The sequence below is a fragment of the Mycobacterium sp. IS-2888 genome, from assembly GCF_001954215.1.
GTDB lineage: Bacteria > Actinomycetota > Actinomycetes > Mycobacteriales > Mycobacteriaceae > Mycobacterium.
Map to the genome: position 1 here is coordinate 82,440 of NZ_MBET01000101.1, position 15,383 is coordinate 97,822.

At 65.2% G+C, this 15,383-nt stretch carries 18 protein-coding genes; 9 read left to right on the forward strand and 9 right to left on the reverse strand.

The genetic code is table 11. The features are described from left to right. The first annotated feature begins 9 nt into the window (after positions 1-9). From A5745_RS20725 to A5745_RS20750, 6 genes are all read left to right on the forward strand, one after another. On the forward strand, positions 10-1,698 hold the full coding sequence (locus A5745_RS20725; RefSeq protein ID WP_170874431.1) for an OB-fold domain-containing protein: 1,689 nt from the start codon (positions 10-12) through the stop codon (positions 1,696-1,698). Continuing rightward, positions 1,695-2,630: an alpha/beta hydrolase gene (locus A5745_RS20730; protein ID WP_076059006.1), complete on the forward strand. Its 936-nt coding sequence runs from the start codon at positions 1,695-1,697 to the stop codon at positions 2,628-2,630. Before A5745_RS20725 ends, A5745_RS20730 begins: the two co-directional genes overlap by 4 nt. Next, entirely contained in the window at positions 2,627-3,442 is an 816-nt protein-coding gene (locus A5745_RS20735; RefSeq protein ID WP_076118556.1) for an NAD(P)-dependent oxidoreductase, read from the forward strand. Before A5745_RS20730 ends, A5745_RS20735 begins: the two co-directional genes overlap by 4 nt. A 69-nt stretch (positions 3,443-3,511) precedes the next feature. Further along, positions 3,512-3,775, forward strand: coding sequence for a hypothetical protein (locus tag A5745_RS20740; protein ID WP_076059002.1), 264 nt, complete (start codon positions 3,512-3,514; stop codon positions 3,773-3,775). Beyond that, positions 3,772-4,977, forward strand: coding sequence for a cytochrome P450 (locus tag A5745_RS20745; RefSeq protein ID WP_076118560.1), 1,206 nt, complete (start codon positions 3,772-3,774; stop codon positions 4,975-4,977). The genes A5745_RS20740 and A5745_RS20745 overlap by 4 nt, the downstream gene beginning before the upstream one ends. Before the next feature lie 11 nt (positions 4,978-4,988). After that, positions 4,989-5,189: a ferredoxin gene (locus A5745_RS20750; RefSeq protein WP_076118562.1), complete on the forward strand. Its 201-nt coding sequence runs from the start codon at positions 4,989-4,991 to the stop codon at positions 5,187-5,189. Here the strand turns inward: A5745_RS20750 and A5745_RS20755 are convergent. The 9 genes from A5745_RS20755 to A5745_RS20795 form a co-directional block, all read right to left on the reverse strand. After that, entirely contained in the window at positions 5,186-5,482 is a 297-nt protein-coding gene (locus tag A5745_RS20755) for a DUF1330 domain-containing protein (protein WP_076058997.1), read from the reverse strand. The genes A5745_RS20750 and A5745_RS20755 overlap by 4 nt on opposite strands. 25 nt (positions 5,483-5,507) lie before the next feature. Further along, positions 5,508-5,696 (reverse strand): ferredoxin, encoded by a 189-nt coding sequence (locus tag A5745_RS20760; protein WP_076058995.1) that lies wholly within the window; start codon positions 5,694-5,696, stop codon positions 5,508-5,510. Further along, the gene (locus tag A5745_RS20765) at positions 5,693-6,946 is read right to left on the reverse strand and encodes a cytochrome P450 (RefSeq protein WP_076059149.1); all 1,254 of its coding nucleotides are present in this window, start codon (positions 6,944-6,946) and stop codon (positions 5,693-5,695) included. The genes A5745_RS20760 and A5745_RS20765 overlap by 4 nt, the downstream gene beginning before the upstream one ends. A gap of 137 nt (positions 6,947-7,083) precedes the next feature. After that, on the reverse strand, positions 7,084-7,590 hold the full coding sequence (locus tag A5745_RS20770) for a hypothetical protein (RefSeq protein ID WP_076058993.1): 507 nt from the start codon (positions 7,588-7,590) through the stop codon (positions 7,084-7,086). Next, positions 7,587-8,192 carry a TetR/AcrR family transcriptional regulator gene (locus tag A5745_RS20775; protein ID WP_076058992.1) on the reverse strand — a complete coding sequence of 202 codons (606 nt, stop codon included), beginning with the start codon at positions 8,190-8,192 and terminating at the stop codon, positions 7,587-7,589. Before A5745_RS20775 ends, A5745_RS20770 begins: the two co-directional genes overlap by 4 nt. A 126-nt stretch (positions 8,193-8,318) precedes the next feature. Next, positions 8,319-9,473: a thiolase family protein gene (locus A5745_RS20780; RefSeq protein WP_076118650.1), complete on the reverse strand. Its 1,155-nt coding sequence runs from the start codon at positions 9,471-9,473 to the stop codon at positions 8,319-8,321. Then, positions 9,466-10,281: an enoyl-CoA hydratase/isomerase family protein gene (locus tag A5745_RS20785; RefSeq protein ID WP_076118564.1), complete on the reverse strand. Its 816-nt coding sequence runs from the start codon at positions 10,279-10,281 to the stop codon at positions 9,466-9,468. The genes A5745_RS20780 and A5745_RS20785 overlap by 8 nt, the downstream gene beginning before the upstream one ends. 16 nt (positions 10,282-10,297) lie before the next feature. Next, positions 10,298-11,464: an acyl-CoA dehydrogenase family protein gene (locus tag A5745_RS20790; protein ID WP_076118566.1), complete on the reverse strand. Its 1,167-nt coding sequence runs from the start codon at positions 11,462-11,464 to the stop codon at positions 10,298-10,300. A gap of 70 nt (positions 11,465-11,534) precedes the next feature. Further along, positions 11,535-12,833, reverse strand: a complete 1,299-nt coding sequence (locus tag A5745_RS20795) for an amidohydrolase family protein (protein ID WP_076118568.1) — start codon at positions 12,831-12,833, stop codon at positions 11,535-11,537. A gap of 424 nt (positions 12,834-13,257) precedes the next feature. Here A5745_RS20795 and A5745_RS20800 point away from each other — a divergent pair, with 424 nt between their 5' ends. Genes A5745_RS20800 through A5745_RS20810 form a run of 3 tightly spaced genes read left to right on the forward strand, consistent with a single transcriptional unit; the run spans position 13,258 to position 15,380 of the window. Continuing rightward, complete coding sequence (locus tag A5745_RS20800) at positions 13,258-13,791, forward strand: carboxymuconolactone decarboxylase family protein (RefSeq protein WP_076058985.1); 534 nt, start codon at positions 13,258-13,260, stop codon at positions 13,789-13,791. 4 nt (positions 13,792-13,795) lie between these two features. After that, on the forward strand, positions 13,796-15,073 hold the full coding sequence (locus A5745_RS20805) for an aromatic ring-hydroxylating dioxygenase subunit alpha (RefSeq protein WP_076058983.1): 1,278 nt from the start codon (positions 13,796-13,798) through the stop codon (positions 15,071-15,073). Continuing rightward, positions 15,057-15,380: a hypothetical protein gene (locus A5745_RS20810; protein ID WP_076058982.1), complete on the forward strand. Its 324-nt coding sequence runs from the start codon at positions 15,057-15,059 to the stop codon at positions 15,378-15,380. The genes A5745_RS20805 and A5745_RS20810 overlap by 17 nt, the downstream gene beginning before the upstream one ends. Positions 15,381-15,383 lie beyond the last annotated feature (3 nt).

Here is a 15,383-nt window from a genome sequence, read left to right on the forward strand (position 1 = left end):
GGGCCTACCATGCCCGCAGATCGACTTCCCGGAGGTGACGTGTCAGCAGCACCGGGACGCCCGCTGCCCCTGGTCACCGAAGAAAATGAGTTCTTCTGGACTTCGGGCTCTGACGGCACCCTGCGGCTACAGGAATGCCGGGCCTGCCAGGCGCTGATCCATCCGCCGGCTCCGGTATGCCGCTACTGCCGATCGCAAGACGTCGGCGTGCGGGCGCTCTCCGGCAAGGCGACACTGGCCGGATTCACGATCAACCAACGGTTCAGCCTGCCCGGGCTGCCAGCGCCGTATGTCATCGCGCAGGTGGCGATCGCCGAAGACCCGCGGGTCCGTCTGACCACCAACATCGTGGACTGCGACCCGGATCGGCTGGAACTCGGTCAACAGGTCGAGGTTGTCTTCGAGCAAGTCGAGGACGTCTGGTTCCCGCTGTTCCGGCCGGCCGCTCAAGACGCCAAACCCGCTCCCCTGCCGGTCGACGAGATAGCGCCGGAACGATTCGGTGAATACGTCCGGCCCATGCTGACGACGGAGAAATTCGAGGACAAGGTCGCGCTTACCGGCATCGGCATGTCACCGATCGGCCGACGGCTGATGGTTCCGCCACTGTCGCTGACGGTCCAGGCCTGCGAGGCGGCGATCGCCGATGCCGGGCTGACGTTCAACGACATCGACGGCCTATCAACGTATCCCGGCGTGATAAATGTCGGCGGCATCGGGGAAGGCGGGGTCACCGCCTTGGAGGCCGCATTGGGAATTCGGCCGACGTGGCACAACGGCGCCATGGAAACGTTCGGGCCGGGCGGTTCGGTGATCGCCGCAATGCTAGCTGTCGCAGGCGGTTTGGCTCGGCACGTGCTCTGCTTCCGGACACTGTGGGAAGCCACCCACGGTGAGCTGATGAAGCAGGGCAAGATCGCCCCGTCCATGGGGCGCATGGCGGGCTGGCAGATGCCGTTCGGCGCAACGTCGGCGGCCCACACATTGGCGATGAACGCCCAGCGGCACTTTCACCGTTACGGCACAACGAAAGAGACGCTGGGCTGGATCGCGTTGAACCAGCGAGCCAACGCCGAGCTCAATCCGTCGGCGATCTATCGCACCCCGATGACGATGGACGACTACCTGCACGCGCGGCCCATCACCACGCCGTTCGGCCTGTACGACTGCGACGTGCCCTGCGACGCTTCGATCGCCGTGATCGTCTCCGCCATCGACCCGGCGCGCGACCTGCCCAAGCCGCCCGTCCTGGTGGAGGCGGTGGGCACCCAGATCATCGAGCGAATCGACTGGGACCAAAGCACTTTGACGCACGAGCCGCAGGTGCTGGGCCAGGCGGCACACGTGTGGACTCGCACATCGCTGCGACCCACCGACGTCGACGTCGCCGAACTGTACGACGGGTTCACCATGAACTGTTTGTCCTGGATCGAGGCGCTGGGCTTCTGCGGGATCGGTGAGGCCAAGGATTTCCTGGATGGCGGCAAGAACATCGCCCGCGACGGCCTGCTGCCGCTCAACACCCATGGGGGGCAACTGTCGCATGGCCGCACCCACGGCATGGGCCTGATGCATGAGGCCGTCACACAATTGCGCGGCGAGGCCGGCGACCGACAGGTGCCCGACGCCCGCGTCGGCGTGGTCAGCAGCGGCGGCCTGACTCCCAGCGGCGTACTCCTGTTGCGGGCGGACAGATGAGCGCGCCGCGGCCCCGGGTGGTGATCGTCGATGGCGTACCGATGTCTGCGTTGGTCGCCGAACCCACCGCGGGGCCCAAGGCCGTTATCGTGGCCATTCACGGTGGCGGCACCACCGCCCTGTATTTCGACTGCCCGGGCCACCCGTCGTTTTCGTTGCTGCGAACGGGCACGGCGGCCGGATTCACTGTGGTGGCTCTCGATCGGCCCGGTTACGGTAGCTCCGCTCCCTATCCCGAGGCGGTGGCCCAACCGGAGCAGCGGGTCAACCTGGCCTACGGCGCGGTGGATCGCATCCTCGGGCAAAGCGCACACGGCGCCGGCCTTTTCGTCATGGGACATTCGGGCGGGTGCGAACTCACGATGCGTATGGCCGCCGACGAACGCGGCGCCAATCTGCTCGGCATCGAATTGGCGGGCACCGGCCGGCACTGGCACCCCGCGGCCCGAGAGCTGCTCAAGACGGCGACCCGGCAAAGCCGCCCGGCGGGCATGCGCGAGCTGCTGTGGAGCCCGGAGCGGCTGTATCCGCCCGAGGTGCTGTCGGGGGCCACGGTTTATCCCGGTGCCCCGCCCTATGAAGACTTGATGGTGTCCAACTGGGCCCGCCAAGACTTCCCGGCCCTCGCTCCCGCAGTGCGGGTCCCGGTGCACTTCAGCATCGCCGAATACGAAAGGGTTTGGCAGACCGACGATTCGGCGTTGACCGAGATCACCGCGATGTTCTCCGGCGCACCACGGTTCGTCGTGCACCGTCAACCCGACGCGGGACACAACATGAGCCTCGGCTACACCGCGCCGGACTACCACGCGGCGGTCCTCTCCTTCGCGGAGGAGTGTGTGGCGGCTGCTCCCTCGAGCGTGACGCCACAGTCACTCTCGGGCTCGAACGTGACTGTGGCGTCACGCTCGGCGGAAGAGGAGGCCGGATGAGAGTCGGATTCATCGGGCTGGGCAGTCAGGGCGGCCCGATGGCACGACGGATCGTCGAGGCCGGCTACGAGACGACGCTATGGGCGCGCAGGTCCGCGGCGCTCGAGCCGTTTGCCGATACCGCAGCGAAGGTCGCCGAATCGCCGGAAGAACTCGCGTCCGCCAGCGACCTGGTCTGCCTGTGCGTGGTCGGCGACTCCGACATCGAGGAACTCACCACCGGCCAACACGGGCTGCTCCATGCGATGAAACCCGGCGGCGTCATCGCGGTGCACAGCACCGTGCACCCCGACACCTGCCGCAAACTCGCCAAAAATGCTGCTACCCAGGGCGTTTCGGTCATCGATGCACCGGTGAGCGGCGGCGGTGGAGCGGCGTCCGAAGGCCGCCTACTCGTGATGGTCGGGGGCCACGCCGACGTTGTCGAGCGCTGCCGTCCGGTCTTCGAGACCTACGCCGATTCCGTGGTTCACCTCGGCGAGCTGGGCTCCGGGCAAACCACCAAGCTGCTGAACAACCTGCTCTTCACCGCGAACCTCGCAACGGCGGCCACCGCCCTTTCGCTGGGCCAGGCACTCGGCGTTGCCCCGGACCGTTTCACCGAAGTCGTCTCGCGCAGCAGCGGGAACAGCTTCGCGCTCAACGCCCTTGGTGGGATCGGCGGCCTGGAAAGGCTTGCCCCTTTGGCGGGGACGCTGCTGCAAAAGGATGTCCGCCTCGTCGTCGATCTTGCCCACCAGGCCGCGGCCGACGGTGGTGCCGTGCTCGACGCCGCCGACGCCGCGCTGACCTTGATGGGGCACCCGCGGTGAAAATCGGGTTCGTCGGTGCGGGCCGGATGGGCCGGCCCCATGGTGCGGCTCGGTGCCAATGGGGCAAAAGTGAAGCTCGTCAACAATGCGCTGTTCGTGGGCCGCACCGGGTTACTCGCCGAGGCGATCCGGCTGGGCGGCCGGCTCGCCACCAGCCGGGTCCTGAACATCGTCTTGGCCTCGAGGCATTGGTCGAGGCCACCGGCGAAGATCCGAAATGACCGCATGTTGGCCTTTTCGATGCGCCACGAAAGCGCTACCGTTGACGTTACAGTCAGGCGTTCCACTGTAACGATTCCAGCCCCTACCCTCGCCGCTGAGGAGATGCAGTGACAAAACCGAAAGTCGTCTTCGACCCGTTCTGCGAAGAGTTCTTCAACAATCCGTACGAAATCTATCGGCGGATGCGCGAAGACGCGCCGCTCTACTACGACGAGAAGGAGGACTTCTACGCGCTGACCCGCCATGAGGACGTGGCGGCCGGGTTCAAGGACTTCGAGACCTACTCCTCGGCGCGCGGTTGCGACCTCGGGATGGTGCGCAAAGGTATCTCTCCCGAGCAGAAGTCGATCATCTTCATGGACCCGCCGGAGCACCGGCACATGCGCAGCCTGCTCAACAAGGCGTTCACGCCGCGAGCCATCCAATCGCAACGCGAGACGATCATCGAAGTGATCGAGAAATACCTGGGCGAAGTCGATCCCGACAACTTCGACGTCGTGCAGGACTTCTCCGGCCCGTTCCCGGTGGAAGTCATCACCCGGATGGCCGGCGTGCCGGAGGAATACCGCCAGCAGGTGCGCCACTGGATCGACACGAGCCTGCATCACGAGCCGGGACAGATCGAGATCAGCGAAGCCGGAATGCAGGCGAACATCGACACCGCGATGTACTACTTCGGCCTCATCCAGGAGCGGCGCGCGGACCCGCAGGACGACATGATCAGCCGGCTGATCGCGGCCGAGATCCCCGGCGAAGACGGCCAGCCCCGCAAGCTCGACGATATTGAAATCACGGGCTTCGCCACACTTTTGGGCGGAGCCGGCGCCGAGACCGTCACCAAGTTGCTCGGCAATGCGGCGGTGATCTTCGCCCGACACCCCGACCAGTGGCAGAAGCTGCAGGACGACCGAGACAAGATCCCGGGCGCGGTCGAAGAGCTGTTGCGCTACGAAGGGCCGGTCCAATACAACGTCCGCTACACCCTCAAGGAGGCACACGTCAGTGGTGGCGTGATTCCCGCGGGCAAACCGGTATTCCTGTGCGGCGCCGCGGCGAACCGCGATCCGGAGGCCTTCACCGACGCCGAGACGTTCGACATCGAGCGCGATCAGACCGAAGCGCAGCACCTCGGTCTCGGGTACGGCATTCACAGTTGTCTTGGTGCGGCATTGGCCCGTCTGGAAAGCAGAATCGCGCTGGAGAAACTTCTCGATTTCATGCCCCGCTACGAAGTGAACTGGGACGGCCTGCAGCGCGTCCACATGCAGAATGTCGCGGGGTGGCAGAACGTGCCCGTCAGGGTGCTGCGGTAAGGAGGACCGCAATGACGAAGAAGATCGAAGTCGACTGGGGGCTTTGTGAAAGCAACGGCGTCTGCATGGGCATCAATCCCGAGGTCTTTCACCTCGGCGACGACGACATGCTGACCGTGTTGCAGGAAGAAGTCACCCCGGAGATCGAGTCGGACGTGCGCGAGGCAGTCCGTCAGTGCCCCAGGCAGGCGATCTCGATCGTGGAGGACTAGCCGAACCCAGCAAGGATGACCGCGTTGCAGTCGGCCGCCGCCTGGCGCAGTTTCGCCGCGTTTTGGTAGGCCTCGGACTCGTACCAGGCGCGGGCCGCATCGACCGATTCGAACTCCAGCACGACGGTCTGGTCACCATGCCAGGAGCCCTCGATGACCTTGGGCGCGGTGTCCACCGCGAGGATGTTGACGCCGCCCATCGCCGCCCCAGCCGCTTTGCCGTAGGCCTTCATGCCTTCCGGGTCCTTGATGGCCTCGGTGAGGATGACATAACCCTTGGGCCCCTTGGCCATTGAATCTCCTTATCCGCGTGCGTGACTAAATCTTGCTGATCGCCTGTTCCGGGCAGCACTCGATCGCCTCTTCCGTGGCCGCCTCGAATTCCGTTGGGACCTCGGCTGCTATCGCCTCCGCGTAACCATCGTCGGTCAGGGAGAACACTTCCGGACACAGCGTCGTGCAGACACCATGACCACGGCAGCGCTGGTCGTCCACTGTGACTTTCATGCCGGCGAGAACTCCAGGTGTAGCTCGGTCAGGCCGCGCAGGATGTACGTCGGAACATATTGATAGCGACGGTCATTCGCCGGACCATGATGGCGCTCGTCGATCCTGATGTCGGACGTGCGGTCGAGCAGCCGCTCGATCGCCACCCGGGTTTCGGCTCGCGCCAGCGGTGCGCCGGGGCAGCTGTGGATCCCCCGTCCGAAGGCGATGTGCTGGCGAGCATTCTTGCGGCCGGGATCGAATGTCGTAGGGTCTTCGAACCGGCGCGGGTCTCGGTTGGCGGCCGCCTGCACCACCATCACCGTGGTGCCCGCGGGCAGGTCGACCCCACCGACATTGACGGGCACCCGGTTCATCCGGAAGTCCCCCTTGACCGGGCTCTCGATGCGCAGCGCCTCTTCGATGAAGTTGGGAATCAGGCTGCGGTCCTTGCGCAACTGCGCCTGGATGTCGGGACGCTCCCCGAGTGTCTGCACCGCGGCACCGAGCAGGCGCACGGTGGTCTCCTGGCCGGCCGAGAAAACATTGCTGGCAACGCGGGCCACGTCCTCGATCTCGGGTATCGAGCCGTCGGGGTAGGTGGCGGTCGCCAGGCCGGTCAGCACGTCGTCGCGGGGCTCGCGGCGCCGGTCCCGGACGTAGTCGGAGAAAAGGCCGTAAAGGAATTCCAGCGGACTGTGTGACAGCGACTCCTTGCCCGTACCTCCAATGCCGCCTCCCGCGTGCTCCGCGATGCCCTTGACGAACTTGTCACGGTCTTCCAGGGGCACGCCCAGCAGGTCGGCGATGACGAGGAGCGTAAAGGGGCCCGCGAAGCCCTTGATCCATTCGCCGCGGCCGGGTGCCAGGAAATCGTCGAGAGCATGGTCGGCGAGCGCCCACATCGCGTCCTCGTTCTCCTTGAGGCGCTTCGGGGTGATCAGCCGCATCAGCAAGGAGCGGTGGTTGGTGTGGGTCGGCGGATCCAGCGTGGGCAGCTGGTCGCTGAACGGCAGCTCGTCGCGGTGCTGCTCGATCAACTCGGTCACGTCGTCACCCTCGAGCGGCACGGGGAAGCCGGGAAACGGGCCGGTCACCGAGATGCAGGAGGACCAGGTCTCGGCGTCGTTCAGCACGGCGCAGGCTTCTTCCCAGCCGGTCACCATGGTGACGCCGTGGTGCTCTTCCCGGGTGACCGGGCATTGCTGCCGGAGAGCCTCGTAGTAGGGATACGGGTCCGCGATGAGCTCCCTGCCGCGGAAGAAGTCCATCTTGGTGAAGTCGTCGTTCACCGTGTCGCTCCGTTCGAATCTCAACAGTGAGAATGAGCCTCTCAGAGATGAGTATTACATTTCCACACCGCTTGGCCGTCGTCAAACGACGGAGGCTCCCGGAATACGGACCCGAGCTAGCCGGCGGGCACGAGATCGGCGGCGACCGAGGGGCAGGCCAGCAGACCGCTGCGGAAGGTTTCGACGTGATCGATCGCGTCGTGCGGCATCGCGGCGGCGGCCAACGCCCGCGCCTTGAATATCTGCGCGGCCGTGCTCAACCGGTGTTGCACCAGGCCGACGCTGCCATCGACCTCGGCCGGCCACGTCTCTCCCCACAGCGTGACCTCCGTGACGCCGTGATCGAGGGCCTGCAGCACGCCTTGGCGGACCCGCGAGTCGCATCCGAAGAGGTCCGCCCCGGCCGCCAATGCCTGGGGCCGTGGTCGGGTTTCCATCGAGGCCAGCGCATCTTCGAGATCAAGTATCTGCACACCGAGGATCTGCAGCGGCCGGTCGTCGGGCCGGTCGGCGATCAGCACGGTGACGTCCCATCCCGCCATCGCCCGGTCGAAGAGCCACCCACCAGCGAATCGCACGACGTCGACGACGTCGGCGGCGACTACGTCGAGCCGGTACCTCAAGTCCTCGTCGACGGCGCGAAGTCCCGCGCCAGCGACTCCGCGTATTCCTTGAACACCTCGGTCAGCGGTATCGAAGGGTTGAGCAACCATAGTGTTTCCATTCCGTGGACGAAGGCGAGAATTTCCACTGCCTTGATGGCGGGGTCTATATCGGCGCGATACCGGCCGTCGGCCTGACCAATCCGGATCAGCTCGGCGACGATGTCGGTCGCTTCCCGCTGCCTGGCCAGCATGCGGTCGTGCAGCGGGGCGTCGGGAAGGATGTTTTCGACCAGCAGCACGGTGAAGGTGCCCAGCATTTCGGGCGCCCGGTTGAAGCGATCGGCGACGCGGGCGATCTCGACGAGGAGATCGCCGGCCCGGTCGGCGTGGGTGTCGTCGTCCAGGTCACGCGCGTCGAGCACGGCGTGGAGCAGCTGCTCCTTGGATTCGAAGTGGTGCAGCAACCCCGCCGGCGTGACCCCGGCCTCGCCGGCGATCTGGGCAAGTGTGGTGTTGCGCCAGCCATTGCGCGTGAGCAGGCGCTGCGCGACGTCGAGAATTCGCTGCTTGCGGTCCTCGCCTTTGGCGAGAAGCGTGTCGTATCGCCGTGCGACGGGCACCGGACTCCTTGCATCGATCAGTCGCCAACCTACTGAACACACAGTAGGTTGGTTTGCCCGCTGTGACAAGGGTCTCAACCCACAAACAGGAACCGGCCAGCGCCGTCGTACGGGGCGAGGCCGCCGCTAGCGCACGAGTTCGACCAAGGTGGCGTTGGCCGTGCCACCGCCCTCGCACATGGTCTGGAGCCCGAAACGAATGCCGTTATCGCGCATGTGGTGAGCCATGCGAGTCATCAGTACCGCGCCGGACGCGCCCAGCGGGTGGCCCAGCGCGATGGCGCCGCCCAGCGGATTGACCGCGCGCGGGTCGGCACCGGTCTCGGCGATCCACGCCAGCGGCACCGGCGCGAAGGCCTCGTTCACCTCGAACGCGCCCACTTCGGACAGCGCGACGCCGGCCTTTTTCAGCACCTTCTCGGTCGCCGGAATCGGGCCGGTGAGCATCAGCACCGGATCGGCTCCGGTGACCGCGCCGGCGCGGTAGCGGACGAGCGGCGTCAGCCCCAGCGAAACCGCCATCTCCGCCGTCGTCACCAACAGTGCGGCCGCGCCGTCGGAGATCTGCGACGAATTGCCCGCGTGGATAACGCCGTCGTCGACGAACGCGGGCTTGAGCGCGGCGAGTTTCTCCGCGGTGGTCCCCCGCCGCACCCCCTCGTCGGCGACGACGACCGTGCCCTCCTCGCCCTCGGTGAAGACCGGGACGATCTGCTCGGTGAAGGCCCCGCCGTCCTGGGCAGCGGCGGCGCGTTCGTGGGATTGCACGGAGTACTCGTCGAGCTGGTTGCGGGAGAAGCCCCACTTCTTGGCGATCATCTCCGCCGACAGACCCTGATTGAAGGAGAAATCGTCATAGCGGGCAAGGACTTTCGGGCCGTATGGCATCCCGGTTGCCCTCGCCGCGCCGAGCGGGACGCGGCTCATCACCTCGACGCCGCCGGCCACCACGACGTCCTGCTGGCCCGACATGACGGCCTGCACCGCGAAGTCGAGGGCCTGCTGGCTGGAACCACACGCGCGGTTGACCGTCGTCCCGGGGATGCTCTCGGGCCAGCCGGCCGCCAGCACCGCGTAGCGCCCGATGTTGCTGGACTGATCGCCCACCTGCGAAACACAGCCCCAGATCACGTCATCGACGATCTCCGGGCCGACGCCGGCGCGGTCCAGCAGTTCGTTCAGGACGACCGCGGACAGGTCGGCGGCATGCATGCCGGACAACCCGCCGTTGCGCTTCCCGACTGCAGTGCGTACCGCCTCGACGATCACCGTCTCACGCATGTTCACTCCGTTGTTCATCGTCAGATTTTGACAGCGCCCACCGACCAGTAAACGACGGCTCTCGGCGCTCAGCGAAAGCGGCATAGGCGGCCGCGGCATCCGTCGTCGCGAAATTGACTGCCTGCGCGCGAGCCTCGTTGGCCAGCGCGTCACGCAGGGTGCGGTCCGCACCCTCGTTCAGCAGCGCCTTCGTCTGCGCGAGCGCGACCGGCGGGCCGGCGGCTAGTCGGCCGGCGAGATCGGCGACGAAGGCGTCGATCTCGCCGGCGGGCACCACCCAGGTCAGCAGACCCAAAGCGTGAGCTTCTGCTGCGTCGATGGTTTCGGCGAGCAGCGCGAGCCGCTTAGCCTGTTGCAGGCCAACCAATTTCGGTAACAGCCAGGAGCCGCCGAGGTCGATCGACAGGCCCCGCTTGGAAAAGATCTGGCAGAACTTCGATTCCGGCGTCGCGACCACGAGATCGCAACCCAGTGCCAGGTTCCATCCGGCACCGACCGCTACCCCGTCGACCTTGGCGACCGTCGGGATCGGGAGCTCATGCAACGCGAGCGCCACGTCGGTCAGGCGCTGCAGTTTGTCTCTCGGATGGACGTCGTCGCGGACCGAAATGTCGGCGCCGGAGCAAAAGCTGCCGCCGGCGCCGGTGATGACCAGGGCGCGCACGCTGCGGTCACCACCGGCGCCATCGAGGGCGTCTCGCAACGCGATCCACAGCTGCGGGGTGATGGCGTTTTTGCGGTGCGGGCGGTTGAGGGTCAGGGTGCGTACCCCGTCGCGGTCATCGGACAGCAGCACGGGGTCGGTCATCGGCGGCGGACGGTCATCAGTAGCTGCGCGGCAGTTTCAGCGTGTGGGCTCCCAGGAAGTTCAGAATCATCTCCTGGCTGATCGGCGCGATCTTCATCAGCCGGGCCTCACGGAAGTAACGCGCCACGTGGTATTCCTCCGAATACCCCATGCCGCCGTGCGTTTGCAACGCCCGGTCCGCCGCGGCGAAGCCGGCATCGGCGCACAGGTACTTGGCGGTATTCGCTTCGCGCCCACAGGGTTTGCCGTTGTCGTACAGCCAGGTGGCCTTGCGCAGCATCAGCTCCGCGGCATCCAGCCGGGCCAGGGAGTCGGCCAGCGGGAACTGGATGCCCTGGTTCATACCGATCAGGCGGCCGAAGACCTCGCGCTCGTTGGCGTACTTCACCGCCTTTTCGAGCGCGACCCTGCCGATGCCGAGCGCCTCGGCGGCGATCAGCATTCGTTCGGGATTCAGGCCGTCGAGGATGTACTGAAATCCCTTGCCCTCCTCGCCGACTCGATCCTCGACCGGCACTTCGAGATTGTCGATGAACAGCTCGTTGGAGCTGACCGCGTTGCGGCCCATCTTTCGGATCGGGCGGACGTCGACCTTGCTGCGATCGAGGTCGGTGAGAAAGAGCGTCATCCCGTCGGTCTTCTTGGCGACCTCGTCGTAGCTTTGGGTCCGCGTCAACAGCAGGATCTTGTCGGACTCCATGGCTTTGGAGATCCAGACCTTGCGGCCGTTGACGATATAGCGATCCCCGTCGCGCTTGGCGAACGTGGTGATGCGCGACGTGTCCAGTCCGGCACCGGGTTCGGTCACCCCGAAGCAGACGTGTACTTCGCCGGTCGCGACGGGCGGCAATGTCCGCGCTTTGAGTTCCTCGGAACCATGCACGACCACGGGTTGCATTCCGAAGATCGACAGGTGGATCGAGCTGGCCGCGTTCATGCCGCCGCCGGATTTGGCGACTTCCTCGAGCAGCAGGGTGGCCTCAGTGATGCCGAGGCCATGGCCGCCGTAATCGGTCGGAATCGTCATACCCAGCCAGCCGCCCTGAGCGATGGCGTCATAGAACTCGGTCGGAAACTCGTGCGCCTGGTCTTTTTCCATCCAGTACTGGTCGTCGAACTTCCGCGCCAACTCGGCGACCGACCGGCGGATCAGCTCCTGGTCATCGGTCAGCTCGAAATTCATTCCATCGCCGGGCACGGCCAAATCTCCTCTGATCGAAATGCACCGGCGCACTCAGCATTCCGGCGGCGCATCAGTCCGTGTTGCCGGAAAGGGCTTTCGCGTTGGCCGTGAAATCCGCGAAGGACGAGCCGCCGCGGCCGTCCTTTTCGTGACCCTTCGCCTTTATCGACACGTCGTGCCCCTCGGCGGCCTTGCGCAGCGCTCCGACGGTCGCCTGCTCCGGCGTGATGTGGGTGAACGGGTCGAACGAGTACCACCGCATGGCATTCTCATGGGTCATCTTCTTGATCTCGTCGTCCGGCACGTTGTTGATGGACAGCACGTCCCACAGCTCTTCCGGCGCACCCGGCCACATCGAGTCGCTGTGCGGGTAGTCAGCCTCCCAGCAGATGTTGTCGATGCCGATCATGTTGCGCAGTGCCACGCCGACCTTGTCGCTGATGAAGCAGGTCAGGAAGTGGTCGCGGAACACGTCCGACGGCAGCTTGTCACCGAAGTTCTGGTGCGTCCAGGCGGAGTGCATCTCGTAGGTCCGGTCGGCACGCTCCAGGAAGTAGGGAATCCAGCCGGTGCCGCCCTCGGACAGCGCGATCTTGAGGTCCGGGTACTCCTTGATCGGCCGCGACCACAGCAGGTCCGCGGCGGCTTGCACGATGTTCATCGGCTGCAGGGTGATCATCACGTCCATCGGGGCATCGGGCGCGGTGATGGCGAGCCGGCCCGAGGACCCGATGTGGATGTTCATCACGGTGTTGGTGTCGCACAACGCTTTCCACAGCGGGTTCCAGTACTCGTCGTGGAAGCTGGGGTAGCCCATCGCGGCCGGGTTCTCGGTGAACGTCAGCGCGTGGACACCCTTCTTTGCGACTCGGCGAACCTCGGCGGCGCACGCCTCGGCATCCCAGATCACCGGGATCGCCATCGGGATGAACCGCGCCGGGTACGCCCCGCACCATTCGTCGATGTGCCAGTCGTTGTAGGCCTGCACCAGCGCGGTCGAGAATTCCGGGTCCTCGGTGACGAACAGGCGCCCGGCGAAGCCCGGGAAGGACGGGAAGCAGATCGAGGCCAGGATGCCGCCGGCGTTCATGTCCTTGACGCGCTCGTCGACGTTGTAGCAACCCGGCCGGATCTCATCCAGACCCGTCGGCTCGATGCCGTACTCCTCCTTGGGCCGGCCGGCGACCGCGTTGAGTGCGACGTTCGGGATGACCGTGTCGCGGAACTTCCACATGTCCGAGCCGTCGGGGTTGTGCACCAGGCGCGGCGCGTCGTCGGCGTACTTCTTCGCCAGATGGTTCTTGAACATGTCCGGCGGCTCGACGGTGTGGTCGTCCACGCTGATCAGGATCATGTCTTCTTTGTTCATGTCCGCTCCTTCTCGATCGAATCCGTCGGACGCGCTGTGCCCACACAGTTACGGCGAACCGCCGCTTGGCGCCAAGATCACTATTTTGAAAACTATCTTCTCGTGAAGCGAGAATCAACATCCAGCACCGCGCGCAGCGACTGACGCAGCCTTGACCAGGCCCTAAGACGAATAGTCTCATTGCCCGCCTTCGAGCGACAGCGCCGCGAGGTAAATGCCGGGGCCACCTAGCGAAAACCTGACGTTTCGCCGGCAAGCGAGGACGCAGAGCAGGGGCCGCCCAGGCAACGCCTCCACCGCGGTCCCCCGGGCGGCTGGCCAGTGCGGATTGCCACCCGCTGGCATTGACCAGCCGACCGAATCGTGCAAGTCTGTTGGTTGGAAATGAGAATATGATTCTCTTTCACCGAGAGGAGCTTGCCTAATGCGTCTGCGGCCGCTGCCCGCCGACCAGTGGGACGAGGCTGTCGAGCAGTCACTGTCCGGCATGCTGCCCCAGGAAAGGCGCAACCCCCGGGACGCCGGCACCCTCATGTCGACGCTGGTCCGCCACCCGAAACTGGCCCGCGCATTCCTGCGGTTCAGCGGGTACCTGCTGTTCGGCTCCACGCTCCCGGCGCGCATCCGCGAACAAGCGATCCTGCGTGTCGCCCATCGACGCGGCTGCGACTACGAGTGGTCCCACCACGTGAGCATCGCGAAGAAGGAGGGACTGTCCGACGCCGAGATCGCCGCCGCCCAGACCGGCGAGACGAGCGACGAGTTCGATCGCGCCGTGTTCACGGCCGTCGACGAGCTCGACGAGAAATCCAACCTCTCGGATCAGACGTGGACGGCTCTGTGCGAACGGCTTGACGAACATCAGCGTATGGACTTGATCTTCACCATCGGTGGCTACATCGCACTCGCCATGGCCATCAACACTTTTGGTGTACAGCTCGAGAACGAGAAAGGTTAGAGCCTTGCCCCACTTCACGAAACCGGCCGCAGGCAGCTGGACAGAAAACTATCCCGAACTGGGCACCGCCCCCGTCGATTACACCGATTCGATCGATCCGGCATTCTTCGAAGCCGAACGCGAAGCGATTTTCAAGAAGACGTGGCTCAACGTCGGCCGCGTCCAGCGCCTCCCGCGCACCGGCAGCTACTTCACCAAGGAACTGCCCTCGGCCGGCAAGGGCATGTCGGTGATCATCGTCAAGACCAAGGACGGCACGGTCAAGGCGTTCCACAACGTCTGCCGGCACCGTGGAAACAAGCTGGTATGGAACGACTTTCCGCACGAGGAGACCTCCGGCACCTGCCGGCAGTTCACCTGCAAGTACCACGCGTGGCGCTACAGCCTGGACGGCGACCTGACCTTCGTCCAGCAGGAAGATGAGTTCTTCGACGTGGACAAGAGCCAGTACGGCCTGGCGCCCGTCCGCTGCGAGGTGTGGGAAGGCTTCATCTTCATCAATTTCGACAACAACGCGGCGCCGCTCACCGACTACCTGGGGCCGTTGGCCAAGAGCATCGAGGGCTACCCGTTCGGCGAGATGACGGAGACCTACTCCTACCGGGCCGAGGTCGGCAGTAACTGGAAGCTGTTCATCGACGCGTTCGTCGAGTTCTACCACGCGCCGATCCTGCACCAGGGGCAGTACACCAAGGAAGAAGCCGCCAAGATCCAGAAGTACGGCTACGAGGCGCTGCATTACGAGCTCGCCGGCCCGCACAACCTGCAGTCGACCTGGGGTGGTCAGGCGCCGCCCCCGGACATGTCCATGGTCAAGCCGATGGATCAGGTGTTGCGCAGCGGACTGTTCGGCCCCTGGGACAAGCCGGAGATCATCGAGAAGCTGGAGCTGCCACCGGGTGTCAACGTGAAGAGGGCGCCGCAGTGGGGCATCGACTCCTGGCTCTTCTACCCGAACTTCATGCTGCTGATCTGGGAGCCCGGCTGGTTCTTGACCTACCACTACTGGCCGACCGCCGTCGACAAGCACATCTTCGAGTGCACGCTGTACTTCGTTCCGCCGCGCAACGCACGGGAACGCCTCGCCCAGGAGCTGGCGGCGGTGACGTTCAAGGAGTACGCGCTGCAGGACGCCAACACGCTGGAGGCGACCCAGACCATGATCGGCACCCGGGCCGTCAAGGAGTTCCTGCTGTGCGATCAGGAGATCCTGATCCGCCATCTGCACAAGACGACCGCCGACTACGTTAAGGAGTACCAAAACAATGGCGTTACCGTCTGAATTCGCTGACCTGGAGCCCTATTTGGATTGGGACCTAGCCACCGAACCCGAGCGCTACGCCAAGCGACTGGCCTCGACCATGCCCGAGATGCAGGCGTTCTACGACGTCGCGTTCCCCAGGCTGAACGACGCCATCGAGTACTGCGACAAGTTCCCGCTGGACGATCTGCCCGAGGACGCCCGTACGTTGATGCACATCATGCAGTCGCTGGTCATGGTGTCGTTCCCGATAGAGGCGTGGAAGCAGCCGCGCGTGCCCGACAGCGGCGCCGCATGGGTGGAACTGATCCGGGAGCCGGTGATCTGAGAG

Excerpts from the sequence above, each read along its gene's own strand:
- A5745_RS20725 (WP_170874431.1), top strand. The coding sequence starts at position 10 with ATGCCCGCAGATCGACTTCCCGGAGGTGACGTGTCAGCAGCACCGGGA.
- A5745_RS20730 (WP_076059006.1), top strand. The coding sequence starts at position 1,695 with ATGAGCGCGCCGCGGCCCCGGGTGGTGATCGTCGATGGCGTACCGATG.
- A5745_RS20735 (WP_076118556.1), top strand. The coding sequence starts at position 2,627 with ATGAGAGTCGGATTCATCGGGCTGGGCAGTCAGGGCGGCCCGATGGCA.
- A5745_RS20750 (WP_076118562.1), top strand. The coding sequence starts at position 4,989 with ATGACGAAGAAGATCGAAGTCGACTGGGGGCTTTGTGAAAGCAACGGC.
- A5745_RS20755 (WP_076058997.1), bottom strand. The coding sequence starts at position 5,482 with ATGGCCAAGGGGCCCAAGGGTTATGTCATCCTCACCGAGGCCATCAAG.
- A5745_RS20760 (WP_076058995.1), bottom strand. The coding sequence starts at position 5,696 with ATGAAAGTCACAGTGGACGACCAGCGCTGCCGTGGTCATGGTGTCTGC.
- A5745_RS20765 (WP_076059149.1), bottom strand. The coding sequence starts at position 6,946 with ATGGACTTCTTCCGCGGCAGGGAGCTCATCGCGGACCCGTATCCCTAC.
- A5745_RS20780 (WP_076118650.1), bottom strand. The coding sequence starts at position 9,473 with ATGCGTGAGACGGTGATCGTCGAGGCGGTACGCACTGCAGTCGGGAAG.
- A5745_RS20785 (WP_076118564.1), bottom strand. The coding sequence starts at position 10,281 with ATGACCGACCCCGTGCTGCTGTCCGATGACCGCGACGGGGTACGCACC.
- A5745_RS20790 (WP_076118566.1), bottom strand. The coding sequence starts at position 11,464 with ATGAATTTCGAGCTGACCGATGACCAGGAGCTGATCCGCCGGTCGGTC.
- A5745_RS20795 (WP_076118568.1), bottom strand. The coding sequence starts at position 12,833 with ATGAACAAAGAAGACATGATCCTGATCAGCGTGGACGACCACACCGTC.
- A5745_RS20800 (WP_076058985.1), top strand. The coding sequence starts at position 13,258 with ATGCGTCTGCGGCCGCTGCCCGCCGACCAGTGGGACGAGGCTGTCGAG.
- A5745_RS20810 (WP_076058982.1), top strand. The coding sequence starts at position 15,057 with ATGGCGTTACCGTCTGAATTCGCTGACCTGGAGCCCTATTTGGATTGG.